This is a genomic window from Halorubellus salinus (assembly GCF_020567525.1).
Taxonomy (GTDB): Archaea; Halobacteriota; Halobacteria; order Halobacteriales; family Natrialbaceae; genus Halorubellus; species Halorubellus salinus.
The window spans coordinates 263,772-281,728 of sequence record NZ_JAJCVI010000005.1; the positions used below are offsets into that span (position 1 = coordinate 263,772).

Below are 17,957 nucleotides of genomic sequence, written 5' to 3' on the forward strand. Positions count from 1 at the left end.
GACTGAAACTTCATGTCACGGTGTATTTCCGGTATTGACACCCATCTGCCCGCCGGTTATCGAAAACAATCGACGGTATCCGACACGTATCTGTGGTCGACGACGTCCCCGCCGACAACTGACAGAACCCCTCGAAACGGGAATCTGCCACGCGACGCCGACGCTGTCGGACCGGTGACGACACGGCCGCGCCGGCTACAGCGCGTCGTCGGGCGCGTGGCTCTCGCTGGTGCGTTCGACCTCGGTCGCGTACCGGTCGCGGACCTCGGGGTCGTCGACCGGTTCGAGCTCGTCGGGGTCGACGTCGCGGGCGGCGGTGACGTCCATGCGTGCGAGCATGTTCGAGGAGCGCTGCATGACGGCAGCGCGCTCGCCGCCGGGTTCGGCGTACACGAGCGTCACGAGGCCCTTGTCGGTGTACTCGCGTTCCACGAGCCAGCAGCGGACGCCGTCGGCTGCGTCGTCGGTCATGCGTTCCCGTTCCGCCAGCGCGGGCTTGTATCCTCGGGAACGCGACCGCCGGCGTCGGTCGCGACGGAGCGGGTCCCTCGGCGCGACTACACGCCGCTCGCGACCTTGTAGAGCGCGCCGGACTTGTCGCCGTCGTCGTCGAGGTAAGCGTCGCTGGCGCGGTCGGCGAAGTACACCGCGCCGTCGTGGACGCGGGGCGTGCTCGTGACGCGCCCGACGCCTTCGCCGCGCCACACCACGTCACCCGTCGTTTTCTCGACGGCGTGCAGGGTCGCGTCGTACGAGCCGACGAGCACGTGCTCGCGAGCGACGGTCGGGCAACCGATGATCGCGCCGTCCGCGTCGTACGCCCATCGCTCCTTCCCGGACGCGGCCTCGAGCGCGTACAACCGGTCGTCCTTGCTGCCGACGTACACCGTGTCCGTCGACGCCTCGACCGCCGGGCCGCTCATCACGAGGCCGCCGGTGCGCGTCGACCACGTCTCCGTGCCGTCGGCGAGCGCGACGCGGTAGACGTGGCGGTCCCACGACCCGAAGAACGCGCCGCCGTCGTGCGTCGCCACCGGCCCCTTGATCGGGCGACCGGTGTCGAACCGCCACTGGAACGCGAGGTCGGGGTAGCTCCACGCGTAGAGGTAGCCGTCGTTCGACCCGACGACGAGCCGGCCCGCGTCCCGGTCGATGGCGCACGTCGAGTGCGGGTGGTCCGTGATGCGTTGGTCCTTCCAGACGACGTCCCCGGATTCGGCGTCGACGCCGAACATCGCGCCGCTCGGCTCGGCGTACTCGACGGCGATGTAGACGACGCCGTCGTGGTACGCGGGACTTGAGCCGATGGCGTCCCCGAGGTCGGCGCGCCACGCGAGGTCGCCGGTCTCGACGTCGAGCGCGGTGAGGACGCCGTCGTACGCGCCGACGAACGCGTACCCGTCGACGACCGCGGGCGTCCCGTGCATCCCGCGGGTCGCGCCCGTCACGTCGGTCCGCCAGACGACGTCGCCGCCGGGCGTCACGCGCCACAGGAACCCGGAGTCGCCGGGACAGAGCAGGTCGCCGCCGGGGATCGGGACGACGCTCGCCTTCGCCGCGGTGTGGTCGCCGGTGTTCACGTCCCGGAGCGTCCACTCGTGGGTCGCCTCCACGGGGACGCTCGCGTCCGGGTAGACGCCCCGTCGACGGAGGCCGCCGCGGAACTGCGCGAACGCGGTCGTCGACGACACGCTCGCGGTACCGCCGCCGAGCGCGTCGCTCAGACAGCCCGCGCTCGCGCTCGCTGCGCCGACCGCGGCGGTCGCGGCGAGCACGTCGCGACGCGAGACGCGCGCGCCGTCCGCCGTTCCCTCGCGGCGTGAGAGTCGCTTCGTCACGCCTAGCCGACGCGACGCGCACCCACATACCGCTTGCCCTCGGATCGCGGGTCGACCGACTCGGTCGCGACGTAAGCGACCGCGGGCCCGAAGGGATTTCCTCGCGGCCGCGGAACCCTCTGCGTGATGTCGTGGCGCGACCGCGTGAACGACCTGCTGTACGACGGCGAGACCGTCCAGGAGACCGTGGACGTCGGCGCGAACCGCGTGTACGTGTCGAGTCATCGCGTGCTCGCGTTCCCGGACGCGACCGCGGACGACGACGCGGCGAACTTCCGGCACGTCGACCACCCGAACGTCGAGGGGGTGACCGCGGGGAGCGAGAGCGACCGGTGGGCGCTCGCGAAGGCGGTCGCGTGGGGTATCGCGGGCGTGTCGTTCGTCGTCGCGGGCGTCGTCGTCGAGGTCGGCGACTGGTTCTCGCTCCCCGAGAGCGTCCAGTCCGGCGGTGTCGCCGGGACCGGTGGTATCGTCTCGCTGTTCGCGGACGTCTTCGGCGCGCTCGCGCTCCTCGACGAGGCCGTCGCGCTCGCCGGCGCGTGCTTCCTCGTGGTCGCCACGTGGCACGGCGTCCGCCACTGGCGGTCGCGCGACCGCGTCGTCACCGTCGGCGTCGCCGGCGACACCGACGTCCGGCTGCGCGTCGACGCCGGCGAGGTGGCGGCGGCGGAACGACTGCGGACGGCCCTCCGGTCGGTCGAACGGCCCGAGACCACCACAGAACGCCATTAGAACGCTCTAGACGTAGCTTCGTGCCGTCAACGCGCGTACCGAGAGGTGATGACAACGGCGGGTTCGTCACCGCGAGCGGCGGCGGCGACGCGTCACGCCTAAGCGCGCGAGGCCGCTAGGGGCTGGCGATGGACGCGGCGACCGTTCGCGAACGCGCCAAGGACCTCCCGACCGAGCCGGGCGTCTACCAGTTCCACGGCGAGGACGTGGTGCTGTACGTCGGGAAGGCGGTGGACCTCCGCGCTCGAGTGCGGTCGTACGCGGACCCGCGGTCGGCGCGCATCCGGCGGATGGTCGAGCGAGCGGACGCGCTCGAGGTCGCGGAGACCGACACGGAGACGCAAGCGCTCCTGCTGGAGGCGAACCTCATCAAGCGCCATCAGCCGCGGTACAACGTCCGCCTGAAGGACGACAAGTCGTATCCGCTCGTGCAACTCACCGACCACGCGTTCCCGCGCATCGAGGTCACCAGGGACCCGGCGGACGACGCGACCGTGTTCGGGCCGTACACGGACAAGGGCGACGTCGAGACGGTCGTGAAGGCCTTGCGGGAGACGTTCGGCGTCCGCGGCTGTAGCGACCACAAGTTCTCGAACCGCGAGCGGCCGTGTCTGGACTACGAGGTCGGGCTCTGCACCGCGCCGTGCACTGACGAGATCGGTGCGGGCGACTACGTCGGGGACGTCGAGTCCGTGATGCAGTTCTTCAAGGGCGAGACGGGCGTGCTCGCGGACCCGTTACGGAGCGAGATGACGGCGGCGTCGTCCGCGCAGCACTTCGAGCGCGCGGCGAACCTCCGGGACCGCCTCGAGGTCGTCGAGTCGTTCCACGGCGCGGGCGGCGAAGCGGTGTCGGCGGCGGGCGGCGACGGCGACGAGTACGAGCGGCACGTCGACGTGCTCGGCGTCGCCATCGACGGCGACCGAGCGACCGTCGCCAGGCTGCACGCCGAGGGCGGTCAGCTCGTCGAACGCGACCGCCACCGCATCGACGTCCCCGCGGAGGCGGACGCGGCGACGGGCGCCCCGGAGGACGGTGGCGTCGACGGCGAGGAGCCGGTGCCAGCGGTCTTGGCGGCGTTCCTCGTCCAATATTACGCGGAGCGCGACCTTCCCGATGCCGTCCTCCTGCCGGAGGCGCACGGCGACGAGGAGGTCGCGGCGTGGCTGGACGCCGAGGGCGTCGCGGTCAGGGTCCCGGGTGCGGGCCGGGAGGCGAAGCTCGTCGACCTCGCGCTGAAGAACGCGCGGACGGCGACGGGGACGCGGGACGCTGGTCGGGAGCTCGCGCGCGAACTCGGTATCGACGCCGCGGCCCGCATCGAGGGGTTCGACGTGAGTCACGCGGGGGGGAAGGCGGTCGTCGGGTCGAACGTCGTGTTCGTGGACGGGAGCGCCGAGAAAGCGGATTATCGCCGGAAGAAGCTCACGGACGAGAACGACGACTACGCGCGGATGCGCGAGCTCGTCGGGTGGCGCGCCGAGCGCGCGGTCGCGGGACGGGACGACCGTCCGGACCCCGACCTCCTCCTGATAGACGGTGGCCGTGGACAGCTCGACGCGGCGACGGAGGCGCTCGACGCGGCCGGGTGGGACGTGCCGGTGGTGGCGTTGGCGAAGCGCGAGGAGACGGTGGTGACGCCGCGGCGCGAGTACGACTGGGACGGCGACGCGAAGCTCCAGTTGCTGCGGCGGGTGCGCGACGAGTCCCACCGGTTCGCGGTCCAGTATCATCAGAGCGTGCGCGACGACGTCTCGACGGTGCTCGACGACGTCCCCGGCGTCGGGCCGGCGACCCGGAAGCGACTGCTGGGGCGGTTCGGGAGCGTGGAGAACGTGCGTGCGGCGAGCGTCCAGGAGCTCGCGACCGTCGACGGCGTCGGCGAGAAGACCGCGCGCGCCATCGACGAGCGACTCTGAGCGGTCTCCCCCCCCCCACCAGAGAACAAGCCAGCTTGTCCTAAGTTAATCCTAGTGGTTTTATGCGTTCGCGGTGGTCGGGTACGCGTATGTACGACCACGACTCAGACACCGCCAGTCTCGCCGAGTCCTACACCGAGCTGTCCGAGATACTGATGCCCGACGACACGAACAACCTCGGGCGCGCGCTCGGCGGCGCCATCCTCCACTGGATGGACATCGCCGCCGCCGTCGCCGGCCGCCGGTTCGCGCGCGAACAGGTCGTCACCGCCGCGATGGACCACGTCGACTTCCGCGCCGCCATCGACCTCGGCGACATCGTCACCGTCCAGGCGTACGTGTTCGCGACCGGCGACACCAGCATGGACGTCAAGGTCGACGTCCACAGCGAACGCCCCGAGACCGGCGACTACGAGGCGACGGCGACGTCGTTCTTCACGATGGTCGCCGTCGACGACGACGGCACCAGCGCCCCCGTCCCGCACCTCGAATGCCCGACCGAAGCCGAGGTCGCACTCCGCGAGACAGCGCTCGACCGCCGGCGGGAACGCCGCCGAGACCTCCTCGACGCCTCCACCGCGTAGGGCACGCCGCCCGCGACGATTACTCGGAGAAATACCGCGCTGAGCCCGACAACGCGCCGAAACTCGCCAGCGGTTGGGTCGCTCGACGGACGCCACAGGCCTCGAGACCCCAGCCAGCGGGAGATGGCACCAACTTTTATGATGTTACACACTGCATGTCACACACGTTCCTTGTATGAGCCACAAAAATGACCCAGCCGGGGTACGTGGACGAGGCGACGACCGTGCGAACCGAGGGCCGCTTCGCGCGCTCGTCGACCGGTTGCGCCGCCACGACCGCGAATGGGCCGACCGCTACGTCCGGATGCGGTTCGACGCCGGCCGCTGACGGGCACCTGAAGTCACGCAACGCCGATAGAACGAGTCCACTTTCACCACCGCTCGCCCGCGACCGACCAGCGACGCGTCACTCGACCGGATCGCCCGCGGCCGCGCAGCGAGTTACTCGTCGAGTCGCACCGACAGCACGGGCGCGGCAGACTGCCTGACGACCTTCTCCGTGACGCTCCCGATGAGGTAGTGGTCGAGACCCGTCCGGCCGTGGGTCCCCATGACGACGACGTCGACGTCCGCGTCGTCGACGTACGCGACGATCTCCTCGTGGGGGACGCCCTCGCGGAGGACGCGATGCACGTCGACGTCGTCACCGAGCGCGTCGACGGTCGCGTCGATGGCGGCCTCCGCGCGGTTCCGCTGCTCCTCGTCCCACGCCTCCGGCGCGATACCGCTCGTCGGGCTCTCGAAGCGGTTCCGCGAGTCCGCGACCGACAGCACGTGCACGGTCGCGTCGTACGTGCTCGCGAGCTCGGCGGCGTGCGTCGTCGCCGCCGTCGTCCCCTCGCTGCCGTCCGTCGGCAGCAGGATGTCGTCGTACATCAGAACCCACCCGTCGCCATCCCGAACAGGGCGAGCGAGATGAGCGCGAACAGCCCAGCGACGCCCTTCTTGATGGTGCTCGTCTCGAGTGCGTTCGAGACGTACGGTGCGATCTGGCCGCCCGTCACCGTCGCCGGCACCGTGAACACGACCATGTTCCACGGCGTCGACGCGAGACTCAGCGAGTGCACGGTACCCTTCAGGCTCGGGAACAGGTCAACGAGGATGCCGCCACCGAAGACGTGCACGAGCGACGCGAGGATGGCGGTCGTCGCGACGACGATGTGGTTCGTGCCGATGGCGACCCGCACCGGGACCTTCGTGCCGAGCATCGAGACGATACCGAGCTCGCCCGACCCGAAGCCGGCGAGGCCCTGGAACGTCCCGCCGACGCTGTAGTTCGCGAACCGACGCAGGTAGCCGCCGCGCGTGTACCGGTAGTCGTCGCCCTCGCGGTCGACGCGCGTCACCGTGCCGTCGGCGTCAGTACGGACGCCCGCCGGCCCGAGCTTGTCGTCGTCGTCCGGCAGGTCGCGGTCCGCGATTCCGCCGTCCGCAGCCGCGGTCGCGTCCGCATCGGCGTCGTCCTCACCGGGTTCCTCGTGGTCGAGGTCCGCGCGCATCAGGAGGTACGCGGCCGCCGTGAGCGCGATACCGAGCAGGAGGTGGAACACCCACGCCGGAATGAGGAACGAGATGACGGCGCCAGCGACGACGAACGGGACGCTCCCCGCGACGATCGTGAGCGCGAGCTTCCGGTCGACGAGCCCGTACTGGATGAACGCGACGCTCGAACTGGAGAGCCCGAACGCCTCGCTGATGAGGCCGACCTTCACGAGCGTCGTCGGGTCGAGCGCGACCGCCGCCCACATGCTCGGGTCGAGGCTCCCGGACTCGAAGATGGGGAACAGGAAGATGAAGAACGGCACGAACAGCGCGCTCCCGCTGATACCGACGGTGTTCACGATGGTGGCGCCCGTGAGGAAGATGGGGAACAGCCACCAGTACTGGAGCCAGTAACTCGTCCCGCTCGCACCATCCGTGGGCGCGAACAGGAGGACGCTCGCGACGAACAACACCGGCGCGGTGAACACGAACAGGTGCTGGTACTTGAGGAAGTTCTTCTGGACGCGACTGGTCGTCGACGGTGAACTCATCGATGTCAGGCCTCCGTTCGTGCCGCGGACAGCGGTCGCACTGTCGCGTCGACGATGGCGGTTGCTGGACGGTCGAGGTCGGTTTCAGGAGAGCGAGCGGGTCGACGGGCGACGCGAGTGCGACGACGGCGGGGCATTCTAGGAGATCCCCCCGGGTGGTTCGCTGTGGAGCAGTTGCGGCGCTGGCTCGTCGCGGGTCGCGAAACGGGTCATGGTGAGCGTGGCCTAACGAGGATTCGAATAAAAGCCTTGAGGTTCGAGAGCGGCTTGCCACGTCGCCACACGCGAACGGTGCCGGTAGGCGGCCCGTGCGGCGGCAGCCGCGACCCACGGCGCTTTTGCGTGCGCGGCGACTACGAGCGTTCCATGACCGACATCGGGGCGAAGGTCGAGGCGATGCGCGCGGACCTCGCGGAGCGCGACGGCGTCCTCGTCGCGTTCAGCGGCGGCGTGGATTCGAGCGTGGTCGCGGCCGTCGCCCACGACGCCCTCGGCGACGACGCGGTCGCGTGCACCGCCAAGAGCGAGACGTTGCCCGACGCCGAACTCGACGACGCCGCCCGGGTCGCCGACGAGATCGGTATCGAGCACGACGTCGTCGAGTTCAGCGAACTCGACTCGCCGGACTTCGTCGCGAACGACGGCGACCGCTGCTATCACTGCCGGACGATGCGCCTCGGCCGGATGTTCGACCGCGCCAGGGAACGCGGCATCGACGTGGTCTGCGACGGGACGAACGCGAGCGACGCGGACGGCGGGCATCGGCCCGGCCTGCAGGCCGTCGACGAACTGGACGCGTACTCGCCGCTCCTCGAACACGGCTTCACGAAGGACGACGTCCGCGCGGCCGCCGACGAGTACGGGCTCTCCGTCGCGGACAAACCGTCGATGGCGTGCCTGTCCTCGCGTATCCCCACCGGTATCGAGGTGACGGAGGAGCGTCTGAGTCGCGTCGAGAAGGCGGAGGCGGCGCTGCGCGAGTGGGGGTTCTCGCAGTTCCGCGTCCGCGACCACGACGGCCTCGCACGCATCGAGGTCACCCCGGACGAACTCGACGTCGCGCTCGACCGCGACTTCGCCGAAGCCGTCCGCGAGCACCTTTCGGACCTCGGCTTCGAGCACGTCACGCTCGACCTCCACGGTTACCGCACCGGGAGCGTCAGCCCCGAAGGCGACGGCGACGGCACTCCGAGCGAGGCGGACGACGCCGACGAACCCGTGGTCGCGAACGTCTTCGAGCAGGAGTACCCGGGATAGCGAGTCTACTCCGTTGTCGGGACTTTCTCGTCGAGGACCGCCAAGAGCAGCGTTTTCCCCTGCCACTCCTCGGTCCCGATATTGATGCCACCGTCCGTCTGGACGAAGTTCTGAACCTCCTTCTTCTTCTGTCCGTCGTAATGCGTGGTCTTGAGTTGCCCTCCCTCGGCGAAGTGCGCGAACACGACCGCGTGGTTGTGATACTCGGTCCAGTCCGTGACTTTCACCCAGCCTGCGGATGAGACCGTCTCCAGCGAGGTTTCGAGAACGTCGGCCTCTATCTCACCCTGGTACATCGGAGTCAGGTCGTGTCCCATGCGAACCCGATAGATTACGGATAATTGATAAAATTTGGCACGGGGCGTCGTGTCTCTCGGAGGATTCCGAGTGGATGACCCGCTCTGGAAGAATCGACGGGGACGTCTTCGCGGACGAGTTCTCAGAACGTTCAGTGACGACGTCGATTCGCGGAGCCCTCAGACTGTCTCAGCGCCCCGTCCACCGCAGGAGCGCGAGCGTCCCCTCGAAGAGGACGATCATCGACACCGCGATGATGAACGGCGCCATCCCCGTCGGGTCCGGCGCGAACAGGAACGCGATCCCACCGAACGCCCCCCAGAAGAGGAGGCGCCGGGATTCGAGCCACTGGCGGGACGTGACGCCCATCATGATGGCGAGCATCACGAACAGCGGAATCTGGAAGACGACCGCCTGCAGTCCCATGAGCGCGACGATGAGGTTGAACGTCGACTGGAGGCCGTACGCGATGACCGCGTTCCCCTCGGTGTAGTAGTCGAAGTACTCGAAGAGGCCGGGGAGGACCGCGAAGTACGCGAACGCCATTCCCGCGACGGCGAGGACGAGACTCGTCGGGACTGCCGCGAGGTAGTACCGGCGCTCCTGCGGGTAGAGTCCGGGTCGCATGAAGAGGTACGACTGGTAGACGAGGACGGGGAGTGCGATGAGGACGCCCGCGAGGCTCGCGACCTTGATCTTCGTGAAGATGAACTCCAGGGGCGCGTAGAGGTGCGGGCGCGCCGCGTCCTCGCCCGCCGGCAGGATGTCCGTCCACATCTCCATGACGAGGATGTCCGAGTAGAGGTACATCAGGATGGTCGCGACGGCGCCCGCGAACACGACCGCGGCGAGCCGCAGCATCATCTCCTCGATGTGGTCGGCGAGCGGCATCTCCTCGTCGTCGGGCGGCCCCTCGAACAGCTCCTCGTCGTCCTCGATGGTCCTGCCGCCCCCGCCCGCCCCAGTCCCGGTGCCCGTTCCGGTCGCGCCGGCGCCCGCCGGCGTCGCCTCACCGGGTTTCGGTGCGCCGGCAGCGTGCCCGACCGGGACGTCCGAGCCGCCGTTCGCGTCGAGCTTGTCCGGGTGCTCGGGCCGATGCTTCTCCGGGGCGTCCTCCGGGCGCTCGAATCCGGCCTCGACGCCGCGGTTCGGCACCTTCTCCTCGTCCGCGACCACGCCGTCGTCCGGCCTCGCCATCTCCTCGCCCTCCTCGGGGACGTCGACGTGCCGCGTCCGCGGTTCGACTCGCTCCAGCCCGCCCGAGTCCTCGTCGTCGTCTACCTTCTCCAGCCCACCCGAATCGTCGTCGTCTACCTTCTCCAGCCCACCCGAATCGTCATCCGGCGTCTCCAGGTCGTCCGAGCCCGCGTCCGCGTCGGCGGGCGTCGGGTCTGGCGAGTCCTCGGCGGCGGCTTCGTCGTCACTTGAACCGTCCGCGTCCGGAGACTCCTCGCTGTCGGGAGACTCCTCCGCGTCCGGGGACTCCTCCGCGTCCGGGGACTCCTCGGCGTTCGTGGTCGAGTCGGTTGTGGCGTCGCTCGCGTCGTCGCCAGAACCGCCGACGGCGTCGTCCGGAGCGCCGTCGTCGTGGTCGTCCGACTCGTCCGGCATCTGTCGGAAGTAGACAGGTGCGGCGTTATAGGCCTTTTTCTCCGTCGCGCTCGCGAGCGAGCGGGGAGAAGAAGATTGATGTTTCCGAGGTAGGTAGCCTCCCGCAACTAATGAGTTCGGTCATCAACGAGGACACCGCCCGGACCATCGACGCCGGGCGCGAGACGATCGGGGCACTCCTCCGCGCGGCCCAGAAGGAGCTCCAGAAGGTCTTCATCGTCTCTCTCGTCGGGCTGCTCGGGACGATCTGGGCGCTCCGGACGTTCCTCTGGAAGGCGCTGAAGGTCAACACCAAGCAGCGCATGCCCCCGGAGATCGCCGCGCAGGTCGACATCATCGCGCGGACGCCGTTCGACGTCATCCTCCTCCAGTTCAAGATCGGCGCCGTCGTCGGCATCCTGTTCGGGTTACCCGTGCTCCTGTACTACGCGAAGGAGCCGCTGAAGCGCCGCGGGTGGACGCCCGAGGTCCCGGTGTCGCGAGCGCAACTCGCCGGGTTGAGCGTCCTGATGATCCTGTTGTTCGTCGGTGGCGTGGCGTACGCGTACATCGTGTTCTTCCCGTTCATGTTCGAGTTCCTCGCGCAGAACGCGATCAACGCGACGCTGAAACCGACGTGGGACATCACGATGTGGACGCAGTTCCTCTTCCTCCTCACGCTCTCGTTCGGGCTCGCCGCCCAGTTGCCGCTCGTGATGTCGTCGCTGTCGTACGCGGAACTCGTGCCGTACGAGACGTGGCGCGACAAGTGGAAGTTCGCGGTCGTCGGTATCTTCGCGTTCGGCGCGGTCGCGAGCCCGCCGGACCCGCTCACGCAGGTGATGTGGTCCATCCCGCTGTGTACGCTGTACGCGGCGTCGCTCGCGCTCTCGAAGGTCGTCGTGAACCTGCGGCGGCGCGGCGAGGGTGCGGCGGAGGCCGACGGCCTGCTCCGGATGCGGATGCTGCAGTTCGGCGGGTTCTTCGCGGCGCTCCTCCTCGGGTCGGTGCTCGCGATCCGCGTCGGCGTGGTCGCGACCATCGACTCGGCGGTCGTCCCGGCGCTTCCCGGACTCGTTCAGCCCGCGAACCCGCTCGCGTCAGGTGGGCTCGCGCCGGAAGCGGGCTGGGTCGCGCAGGCACTCATCGCGTCGCAGATCGCACTCATCGTGTCGCTGCTCGTGCTGCTCGGGTACACGCTGAAGGTGCTGCGGAGTCCCGTCGTCCCGCGCGCCGGCGGTCGCGGCATGGATCCGGCGGACATCGACCTGGACGTCCTCGACGAGGCGGGCGTTCGCGCCGCCCCGCCCGAGGTGTTCGCGGAGATGACCGAGGACGAGGCGCTCTCGAAGGCGAGCACGGCGATGGACGCGGACGATCCGGACAAGGCCCAGGCGATCCTCGACCGGTTCGACGAGATACAGGAACAGCAGGCTGCCGCGGAGGCGGCCGAGGCCGCAGGCGCTGGTGCGGCCGCTGGCGAGGCGGCGAGCGGGTCGAGTGACGGGCACGAGCTCGCGGCCGGCCCGCCGGGCGACACGCCCGTGACGGACGTCGACGCGATGAAAGGCAACGCGGACGCGGCCGACGACGACGGGAACGTCCTCCAGTCGACCGCCGCCGGGATGATGGACCCGTTCACGGAGGAGGAGACGACCGAGGACGACATCGGCGGGTACTACTACGACATCACGTTCGTGCTCCAGTCGCTCACGTCGAAGGTCTTCAGGTTGGTCGCGGTGTTCATGGCGACGCTCGCGGGCGTGTTCTTCTGGCTGTACCGCGGCGGCCTCGGCGACATCAAGGAGCAGTTCCTCTCGCGGGTCCCGCCGGAGGTCCGCGGGGACCCGAACACGCTCCCGTTCGCGGAGAGCGTCGAGACCGCGAACGCGTTCGCGTCCGCGATGACGACGATGCCCGGCGGGCAAGCAGGGGCGACCGCGGGGCCGTCGAGTCCGACGACGATACTGGACGTGTTCCCGACCGCGGAACTGCTCGCGAACATGGGTGGCGTCGGTCAGATCGGGATCGTCGTCGCGCTCCATCCCGTCGAGCAACTCATCTTCGCGGTGAAGGCGAGTACCATCGTCGCAGCGGCGGTGACGCTCCCGCTCCTCGGGTACTACGCGTGGCCGGCGGTGAAGGAACGCGGGTTCGGCGGCGACGGGGACTCGTCGGCGTTCCTCCTCTGGGGTGGCGCCATCTTCGCCGGGTTCGCCGTCGGGAGCGCGCTCGGTTACCTCGTGTTCGCGCCCGCGATCGTCTCCTACCTCGTCGAGGACGCCATCCGCGCGAACATGGTCATCTCGTACCGCGTGAACTCGTTCATGTGGCTCATCGCGTTCATGACCGTCGGCATCGGCATCCTGCTCGACATCCCCGTGTCGATGGTGCTGTTCCACTACGCGGACATCGTGAGCTACGACGCGATGCAGCGCGCGTGGCGCGGCGTCATCCTCGCGCTGTTCGTCGGCGGTGCGTTCATCACGAGCAGTAGCGTGCTGTCGATGCTCCTGTTCGCGCTTCCGCTCTCGCTCGCGTACGCACTCGGCCTCCTCGTCCTGCGCGTCATGACGGCGCCCGGCCGCCTCCTCGGCGGCGGCGGAGGCGGGTCCGAAGCCGACGCGGTCTGAATCGGTACGCTCGGGGCAGAACTCGCGATCTGGACCGGTACGCTCGGGGCAGAACTCGCGATCTGGACCGGTGCGCGCCGTGGGAGTTGGTCTCACCTTCTACGGGGTTCCTGTTCTTGTCCGGCGCTTCGTTCGTCGGCGTCGTGGAGTGGTCCAGGGCTAGCTATTTCACGTCGTGTGGTGTGGTAGCAAACGTATGAGCCAGTCGGGCGAGCGGGCGCCGACGACGAGCCTGGGCCTGCTGGACGCGACGATGGTCGGCGTCGGCGCGATGATCGGCGCGGGCATCTTCGTCCTGACTGGTGCTGCGGCGGACATCGCAGGCCCAGCGGCGCTCGTCGCGTTCGGGCTGAACGGCGGTGTCACGGCGTTCACTGCGCTCTCGTACGCGGAACTCGCCGCTGCGATTCCGCGGAACGGTGGCGGATACGCGTACGTCCGCGAGGCGTTCCCGCCGGTCGTCGCGTTCGTCATGGGGTGGACGCGCTGGTTCACATACATGGTGGCGGGCGCACTGTACGCGCTCGGGTTCTCCTCGAACTTCGTCGAGTTCGTCCACCTCTACGACCTCGCGCTCCCGTTCGGGGAGACGTTCCCGGAGCTGTACGCGTTGCTCGTCATCGTCGTCTTCGTCGTCCTGAACGCGGTGTCGACGGAGGCGAGCGGTGGTGCGGAGACCGCGATCACGCTCGTGAAGCTGGCGATCCTCGTCGTGTTCGTGGCGTTCGGACTCCCGCAGGCGAACCCCGGCGAGTTCACGCCGACGTTCCCGAACGGCGCGCTCAACGTGCTGCCCGCGATGGGGTTGACGTTCATCGCGTTCCAGGGGTACGACCTCATCGCGACCGTCACCGGGAGGTCGAGAACCCCCAGCAGAACATCCCGCGCGCCATCCTCCTGTCGCTCGCGTTGACCGTCGTCGTGTACCTCCTCGTCGTGTTCGTCGCTATCGGAACGCTCGGCGCGGAGGCGCTCGCCGGCGCGGGCGAGACCGCTATCGCGAACGCCGCGGAGGGGTTCATGCCCCGGCTCCCGCTGCTCGGGACGGGGGCGGCGCTCATCGCGTTCGGCGCGGTGTTCTCGACGGTCTCCGCGTTGAACGCGGTCGTCATCGGGTCGAGTCGCGTCGCGTTCGCGATGGGGCGGGAACGCCAGCTCCCGGGCGTCCTCGGTCGACTCCATCACCGCTTCGGGACGCCGTTCGTCGCGGTGCTCGCGTCCGCGGCCGTGATGCTCGTCGCGGTCGTCCTCGTCCCCATCGAGATCGTCGGGAAGCTCGCGAGCCTGTTCTCGCTCCTGGGGTTCGTCGTCGTGAACCTCGCCGCGATCGAGCTCCGCCGCCAGCAGCCCGCGCTCCGACGCCCCTTCGAGATACCGTTCTATCCGGTGCCGCCGGTGCTCGGTATCGTCCTGAACCTCCTGCTCGGGTTGTTCATCGACCCGGTGACGTGGACGCTCGCCGTCGGCTGGCTCGCCCTCGGCGGCGTCGTCTACGTTGCACTCCAACGCCGGAAGGGCGACCCGGGCGACCCAGGGGACGACGTCGAGGTCACCGTCGACGTCGAACCGGACGTCGACCCGGACGTCGACGTCCCTCCGACCGACGACTGAGGAACCATGTCACGCTACACTCACTCGACCGACCCGGACGCATCGCCTCTCGGCTGCTCGACCGACCCGGACGCATCGCTCCGTGTCGGAGTGAACGCGACCGCTGTCCGCGGGGCGTGGTCGCGATGAGCAGTCAGCTGGACGTCCTCGTCGCGGGCGGTGGCGAGGTCGGCCTCGGTGCGGCGCGCGTCCTCGACGACCGCGGGCACGTCGTCACCATCGTCGAACCGGACCCGGAGCGTGCCGACGAGTTGAGCGACGCGTACGTCGGCACCGTCCTCCAGGGGGACGCGGCCAGGCCGGGCGTGCTCGCGCAGGCGAACCTGGAACGGACGGACGTCGTCGCGGCGTTGACCGACGACGAGGCGACGAACTTCGCGGTCTGCATGGCCGCCCAGCGGATGGCGACGGTGCGGACGGTGCTGCGGACGTCGACGTCGCCGGGCGAGGAGTACGACGCGTTCGTCGACGGGACGGTGTTCCCGGAGGCGTTCGGCGCGCGTGGCGCGGCGAACGAGATAACGGGGCGTGGCGTCCGAACCATCGAGGACGTCGGCGGCGAGCTCGGCCTCGAGATCGCGGAGTTCGAGGTCGCCGAGGACGCACCCGTGGCCGGCCGCACCCTCCAGGAGATATCGCTCCCGCGCGGGAGTCTCATCATCGCCGACGCCGGCGGTGGCCGCATCGGCGGGGCCGACACCGTCCTCGAACCCGGCGAACGCTACCTCGTCGCGATGGAGGCCGACGTCGCCGACGAGATCGTGAACCTCCTGCGCGGGTAGTGCGAACCCAGCGACGGAACCGGCGTCAATCATATACGGTGCCCTCGCGAACCCTCGGGTATGCCCAAGATAAGCGTCGAGGTCCCCCAGGAGCTCCTCGACGACCTGGACGACCACGTCGGCGGTGACGGGAAGTTCGTGAATCGGAGCGAGGCCATCCGGGCGTCCATCCGGAAGACGCTGGATACGCTCGACGAAATTGACCAGCGCCACGGCCGGCTGGACGACGAGTCGTAGCCGGCGGCGAACGCGGTCCCTATTCCTCGACGGGCTGTGCGAACGCGAACCGGGGTTTGACCTGGTCGATGCGGACGTCGAGTTCGTCGCCGACGTCGGCGCCGGAGACGAACACGGTGAAGTCCTCGACCTTCGCGACGCCGTCGCCTTCGCTGCCCTCGTCCTCGATGGTGACGGTGACGACGTCGCCCTCGCGGACGGGCGCCGTCAGGCGGTGTTTGCCGACGATGTACACCTCGGAGGAGGTGTCGCGCGACGCTTCGGGGACGACGGTGCGCGCGTACTGGAACTCCTTGTCGACGTCCGTTTTGAAGTCCTCCAGGTCCTGGCCTTGGAAGACCTTCACCGCGAAGTCGCCGCCGGTGTCGAGGACGTCCGTGGCGACCTCGAGCGCTTGCCGCGCGAGGTGCACCGAGCGCGCGTGGTCGAGACCGTACTCGCCGGTCATGTTCGGTGCCATGTCCGAGAGCACGACGTCGACGTCGCCGCCGGCGACCTCGCGGACCTCGGCTTTCGTGTCGTCCTCGGTCATGTCGCCGCGGACGAGTTCGACGGTCGCGTCGACGTCGTCGAGCTCCTTGATACGCTGGAAGTCCACGCCGATGACGGTCCCTTGCTCGCCGACCTCCTCGGCGGCGACCTGGAGCCACCCGCCGGGGGCGGCGCCGAGGTCAACGACGGTGTTCCCGGGGCCGAACAGCCCGCACTCGCGATCGAGTTGCTGGAGTTTGTACGCGGAGCGCGTCCGGTAGCCCTCCTGTTTCGCTCGGTTGTAGAATCGGTCTTTCCGCGTCATTCGATTGGGAACGCGTACGACGTGGGAGCGGTTAGGGCCTTCGTCTCGGTTCGGCGAGGCGGCGTTGCGTCGCAGAGCGTACCGCGGTCGCGGCCGGGCGGGCGTGGCGGGCGTCGTGGGTGACGGCAAGCGCGGGCGCTGGCGGTACCTACAAGCGGCGCGGGACCGCACTCTCGGGCATGGATACGGATGCGTTCCTCGCCGAGGTCCGGGAGGCGAACGAGACGGCGCTGTCGCGGCTCGGGTCGTCGAAGTCGCTGTACGCGTTCACCGACGGGGAGCTGGAGGCGGCGGCGGTCGCGTCGGTCGCGGCGAACGTCGCGCACGCGGCAGCGGCGGCGCTGGAGGCGTACGCGGCGGGCGCGTCGTCCGATGCGGCTGCGGCGGCGTTCACGGCGTTCGGCGACCTGGCTGCCGAGCACGCCGGGACTGCGGAGAGCATCAGCGACGACGTCCCGGCGCTGGAGTCGCACGACGCGGTCGCGGCGCTCGGCGACTACGGCGACGGCTCGGACGCGAGCGACGCGGAGCGACTGGGTGCGCTCGTCGGGTACGCGCTCGTCGCGAAGAAGCTCGCCGAGCAGTCGACGGGGTTCTTCACGGGCGAGGCGGACCCGCGGACGGCGAGCACGTTCCGCTCGTACGGGAGCGACGTGGAGGCGCACCGCGACGACGCGCTCGACGCGCTCGCGGTGGTCGTCGACGGCGACGCGGACCGCGAGGCGGCGCTCGCGGCGGCGACGGCGGTCGTGCAGGGTGCCTACGAGGAGTACACCGCGCGACTGGAGGCGATGGGCGTGAACCCGAAGCCCGTCTGCTAGCCCGGCGACGGTCAGGTACTGCAGCGTCAGCGGGCGGTGTAGCGCGCGAGTGCGACGCCGGCGAGTGCGAGCACGCCGCCGGCGAGCGCGAGGTACGCGCCGGCGCCGGGACTGCTCGTCGCGACGGGCGCACCCGGTGGCGGGCCGTCGCTCGCGAAGTCCGTGATCGCTTCGAGCGCGAGCCCCGTCGTCACCGCCGCGAGGACGCCGACGGCGAACTGGCTGCGGCGCGACCACTCGCCGACCGCGACCGTGACCACCGCAGCGCACGCGACGAGCGCGTACACGCTGTGGACGTCGAGTTCGAATCCGCCGGCGGCGACCCACGGCAGGACCGCGCCGAGGACGCCGACGGCGCCGCCGGCGACGACCGCGGCACGGTATCGCTCCGAGGACATATCCACCAAGTTCGACCGGCGGCGAGTAAAAAGACTCGTGTGACTCGCGTCAGACGGTCGACGACGACGATGCGGCCGGTCGGACGGTCGTCGACGACGATTCGGCCATCGGCCGGTCAGACGCCGTCGACGGTGGCGCGGTACGCGCGGACGGCGTCGATGGCGTCGTCGATCTTCGACTCGACGGTCCCGCCCTCGGCTTCCGCGACCTCGGTGAGGATGCGTTCGTGGCGCGCGAGCCGGCCGTGGTCGGGGCCGCGCTCGCTCTCGGCGTGACTCGCGAACTCGTCGGCCTGCTTGCGGAGGCGCTCGGCGGCGTCCTCGTGGGTCGCTGCGTCGGCGGCGGCTTCGAGCAGTTCGCTCGCTCGCTGGAGGTTCTCGTGTGTCATGGTTGGATTGACGACGCGACCGGGCTTAAGTCTCGGTCCT

At 69.6% G+C, this 17,957-nt stretch carries 18 protein-coding genes and 1 pseudogene; 10 read left to right on the forward strand and 9 right to left on the reverse strand.

Annotation, left to right across the window (positions count from 1 at the left end; genetic code table 11):
• Positions 1 to 195: 195 nt before the first annotated feature.
• Together LI336_RS15505 and LI336_RS15510 are read right to left on the reverse strand one after the other, a co-directional pair.
• Positions 196 to 471, reverse strand: a complete 276-nt coding sequence (locus LI336_RS15505; RefSeq protein ID WP_227134058.1) for a DUF7967 family protein — start codon at positions 469 to 471, stop codon at positions 196 to 198.
• Between the two features lie 86 nt (positions 472 to 557).
• A complete protein-coding gene (locus LI336_RS15510) occupies positions 558 to 1,838 on the reverse strand; it encodes an outer membrane protein assembly factor BamB family protein (protein ID WP_227134059.1) in 1,281 nt (426 codons plus the stop codon).
• A gap of 126 nt (positions 1,839 to 1,964) precedes the next feature.
• Here LI336_RS15510 and LI336_RS15515 point away from each other — a divergent pair, with 126 nt between their 5' ends.
• The 4 genes from LI336_RS15515 to LI336_RS15530 all read left to right on the forward strand — a co-directional run bounded on the left by LI336_RS15515 (position 1,965) and on the right by LI336_RS15530 (position 5,401).
• Entirely contained in the window at positions 1,965 to 2,570 is a 606-nt protein-coding gene (locus LI336_RS15515) for a hypothetical protein (RefSeq protein ID WP_227134060.1), read from the forward strand.
• 128 nt (positions 2,571 to 2,698) lie between these two features.
• Positions 2,699 to 4,489: an excinuclease ABC subunit C gene (locus tag LI336_RS15520; protein WP_227134061.1), complete on the forward strand. Its 1,791-nt coding sequence runs from the start codon at positions 2,699 to 2,701 to the stop codon at positions 4,487 to 4,489.
• Between the two features lie 89 nt (positions 4,490 to 4,578).
• Complete coding sequence (locus LI336_RS15525) at positions 4,579 to 5,073, forward strand: acyl-CoA thioesterase (RefSeq protein WP_227134062.1); 495 nt, start codon at positions 4,579 to 4,581, stop codon at positions 5,071 to 5,073.
• A 175-nt stretch (positions 5,074 to 5,248) separates the two neighbouring features.
• The gene (locus tag LI336_RS15530; protein ID WP_227134063.1) at positions 5,249 to 5,401 is read left to right on the forward strand and encodes a hypothetical protein; all 153 of its coding nucleotides are present in this window, start codon (positions 5,249 to 5,251) and stop codon (positions 5,399 to 5,401) included.
• A gap of 113 nt (positions 5,402 to 5,514) precedes the next feature.
• Here LI336_RS15530 and LI336_RS15535 read toward each other — a convergent pair whose 3' ends face one another.
• Positions 5,515 to 5,949, reverse strand: coding sequence for a universal stress protein (locus LI336_RS15535; protein WP_227134064.1), 435 nt, complete (start codon positions 5,947 to 5,949; stop codon positions 5,515 to 5,517).
• Positions 5,949 to 7,106, reverse strand: a complete 1,158-nt coding sequence (locus LI336_RS15540; protein WP_227134065.1) for a sulfite exporter TauE/SafE family protein — start codon at positions 7,104 to 7,106, stop codon at positions 5,949 to 5,951. Before LI336_RS15540 ends, LI336_RS15535 begins: the two co-directional genes overlap by 1 nt.
• A gap of 366 nt (positions 7,107 to 7,472) precedes the next feature.
• On the opposite strand from LI336_RS15540, the gene larE reads away from it, so the two are divergent.
• Positions 7,473 to 8,363: an ATP-dependent sacrificial sulfur transferase LarE gene (larE, locus tag LI336_RS15545; RefSeq protein WP_227134066.1), complete on the forward strand. Its 891-nt coding sequence runs from the start codon at positions 7,473 to 7,475 to the stop codon at positions 8,361 to 8,363.
• 5 nt (positions 8,364 to 8,368) lie between these two features.
• On the opposite strand, the gene LI336_RS15550 is transcribed toward larE, so the two are convergent.
• Together LI336_RS15550 and LI336_RS15555 are read right to left on the reverse strand one after the other, a co-directional pair.
• Positions 8,369 to 8,680 carry a hypothetical protein gene (locus LI336_RS15550; protein ID WP_227134067.1) on the reverse strand — a complete coding sequence of 104 codons (312 nt, stop codon included), beginning with the start codon at positions 8,678 to 8,680 and terminating at the stop codon, positions 8,369 to 8,371.
• Between the two features lie 169 nt (positions 8,681 to 8,849).
• Positions 8,850 to 10,271: a twin-arginine translocase subunit TatC gene (locus LI336_RS15555; RefSeq protein ID WP_227134068.1), complete on the reverse strand. Its 1,422-nt coding sequence runs from the start codon at positions 10,269 to 10,271 to the stop codon at positions 8,850 to 8,852.
• A gap of 110 nt (positions 10,272 to 10,381) precedes the next feature.
• Here LI336_RS15555 and tatC point away from each other — a divergent pair, with 110 nt between their 5' ends.
• From tatC to LI336_RS15575, 4 genes and pseudogenes are all read left to right on the forward strand, one after another.
• Entirely contained in the window at positions 10,382 to 12,883 is a 2,502-nt protein-coding gene (tatC, locus tag LI336_RS15560) for a twin-arginine translocase subunit TatC (protein WP_227134069.1), read from the forward strand.
• A gap of 196 nt (positions 12,884 to 13,079) precedes the next feature.
• Positions 13,080 to 14,494, forward strand: a pseudogene (locus LI336_RS15565) (APC family permease).
• 125 nt (positions 14,495 to 14,619) lie between these two features.
• A complete protein-coding gene (locus LI336_RS15570; protein WP_227134070.1) occupies positions 14,620 to 15,276 on the forward strand; it encodes a potassium channel family protein in 657 nt (218 codons plus the stop codon).
• Positions 15,277 to 15,336: 60 nt separating this feature from the next.
• On the forward strand, positions 15,337 to 15,513 hold the full coding sequence (locus LI336_RS15575; RefSeq protein WP_227134071.1) for a ribbon-helix-helix domain-containing protein: 177 nt from the start codon (positions 15,337 to 15,339) through the stop codon (positions 15,511 to 15,513).
• Positions 15,514 to 15,532: 19 nt separating this feature from the next.
• Here the strand turns inward: LI336_RS15575 and LI336_RS15580 are convergent, their stop codons facing one another.
• Complete coding sequence (locus tag LI336_RS15580; RefSeq protein ID WP_227134072.1) at positions 15,533 to 16,309, reverse strand: 23S rRNA (uridine(2552)-2'-O)-methyltransferase; 777 nt, start codon at positions 16,307 to 16,309, stop codon at positions 15,533 to 15,535.
• Positions 16,310 to 16,488: 179 nt separating this feature from the next.
• Between LI336_RS15580 and LI336_RS15585 the strand changes: the two genes are divergently transcribed.
• Positions 16,489 to 17,130, forward strand: coding sequence for a rubrerythrin family protein (locus LI336_RS15585; protein ID WP_227134073.1), 642 nt, complete (start codon positions 16,489 to 16,491; stop codon positions 17,128 to 17,130).
• 26 nt (positions 17,131 to 17,156) lie between these two features.
• Here the strand turns inward: LI336_RS15585 and LI336_RS15590 are convergent, their stop codons facing one another.
• On the reverse strand, positions 17,157 to 17,528 hold the full coding sequence (locus tag LI336_RS15590) for a hypothetical protein (protein WP_227134074.1): 372 nt from the start codon (positions 17,526 to 17,528) through the stop codon (positions 17,157 to 17,159).
• Between the two features lie 116 nt (positions 17,529 to 17,644).
• A complete protein-coding gene (locus tag LI336_RS15595; RefSeq protein WP_227134075.1) occupies positions 17,645 to 17,917 on the reverse strand; it encodes a DUF7553 family protein in 273 nt (90 codons plus the stop codon).
• Between the last annotated feature and the right edge of the window lie 40 nt (positions 17,918 to 17,957).

Bases quoted from the DNA above. Each gene is read 5' to 3' on its own strand.
- LI336_RS15505 (WP_227134058.1), bottom strand. From the start codon at position 471: ATGACCGACGACGCAGCCGACGGCGTCCGCTGCTGGCTCGTGGAACGC.
- LI336_RS15515 (WP_227134060.1), top strand. From the start codon at position 1,965: ATGTCGTGGCGCGACCGCGTGAACGACCTGCTGTACGACGGCGAGACC.
- LI336_RS15520 (WP_227134061.1), top strand. From the start codon at position 2,699: ATGGACGCGGCGACCGTTCGCGAACGCGCCAAGGACCTCCCGACCGAG.
- LI336_RS15525 (WP_227134062.1), top strand. From the start codon at position 4,579: ATGTACGACCACGACTCAGACACCGCCAGTCTCGCCGAGTCCTACACC.
- LI336_RS15530 (WP_227134063.1), top strand. From the start codon at position 5,249: ATGAGCCACAAAAATGACCCAGCCGGGGTACGTGGACGAGGCGACGAC.
- LI336_RS15535 (WP_227134064.1), bottom strand. From the start codon at position 5,949: ATGTACGACGACATCCTGCTGCCGACGGACGGCAGCGAGGGGACGACG.
- LI336_RS15540 (WP_227134065.1), bottom strand. From the start codon at position 7,106: ATGAGTTCACCGTCGACGACCAGTCGCGTCCAGAAGAACTTCCTCAAG.
- larE (WP_227134066.1), top strand. From the start codon at position 7,473: ATGACCGACATCGGGGCGAAGGTCGAGGCGATGCGCGCGGACCTCGCG.
- LI336_RS15550 (WP_227134067.1), bottom strand. From the start codon at position 8,680: ATGGGACACGACCTGACTCCGATGTACCAGGGTGAGATAGAGGCCGAC.
- LI336_RS15555 (WP_227134068.1), bottom strand. From the start codon at position 10,271: ATGCCGGACGAGTCGGACGACCACGACGACGGCGCTCCGGACGACGCC.
- tatC (WP_227134069.1), top strand. From the start codon at position 10,382: ATGAGTTCGGTCATCAACGAGGACACCGCCCGGACCATCGACGCCGGG.
- LI336_RS15570 (WP_227134070.1), top strand. From the start codon at position 14,620: ATGAGCAGTCAGCTGGACGTCCTCGTCGCGGGCGGTGGCGAGGTCGGC.
- LI336_RS15575 (WP_227134071.1), top strand. From the start codon at position 15,337: ATGCCCAAGATAAGCGTCGAGGTCCCCCAGGAGCTCCTCGACGACCTG.
- LI336_RS15580 (WP_227134072.1), bottom strand. From the start codon at position 16,309: ATGACGCGGAAAGACCGATTCTACAACCGAGCGAAACAGGAGGGCTAC.
- LI336_RS15585 (WP_227134073.1), top strand. From the start codon at position 16,489: ATGGATACGGATGCGTTCCTCGCCGAGGTCCGGGAGGCGAACGAGACG.
- LI336_RS15590 (WP_227134074.1), bottom strand. From the start codon at position 17,528: ATGTCCTCGGAGCGATACCGTGCCGCGGTCGTCGCCGGCGGCGCCGTC.
- LI336_RS15595 (WP_227134075.1), bottom strand. From the start codon at position 17,917: ATGACACACGAGAACCTCCAGCGAGCGAGCGAACTGCTCGAAGCCGCC.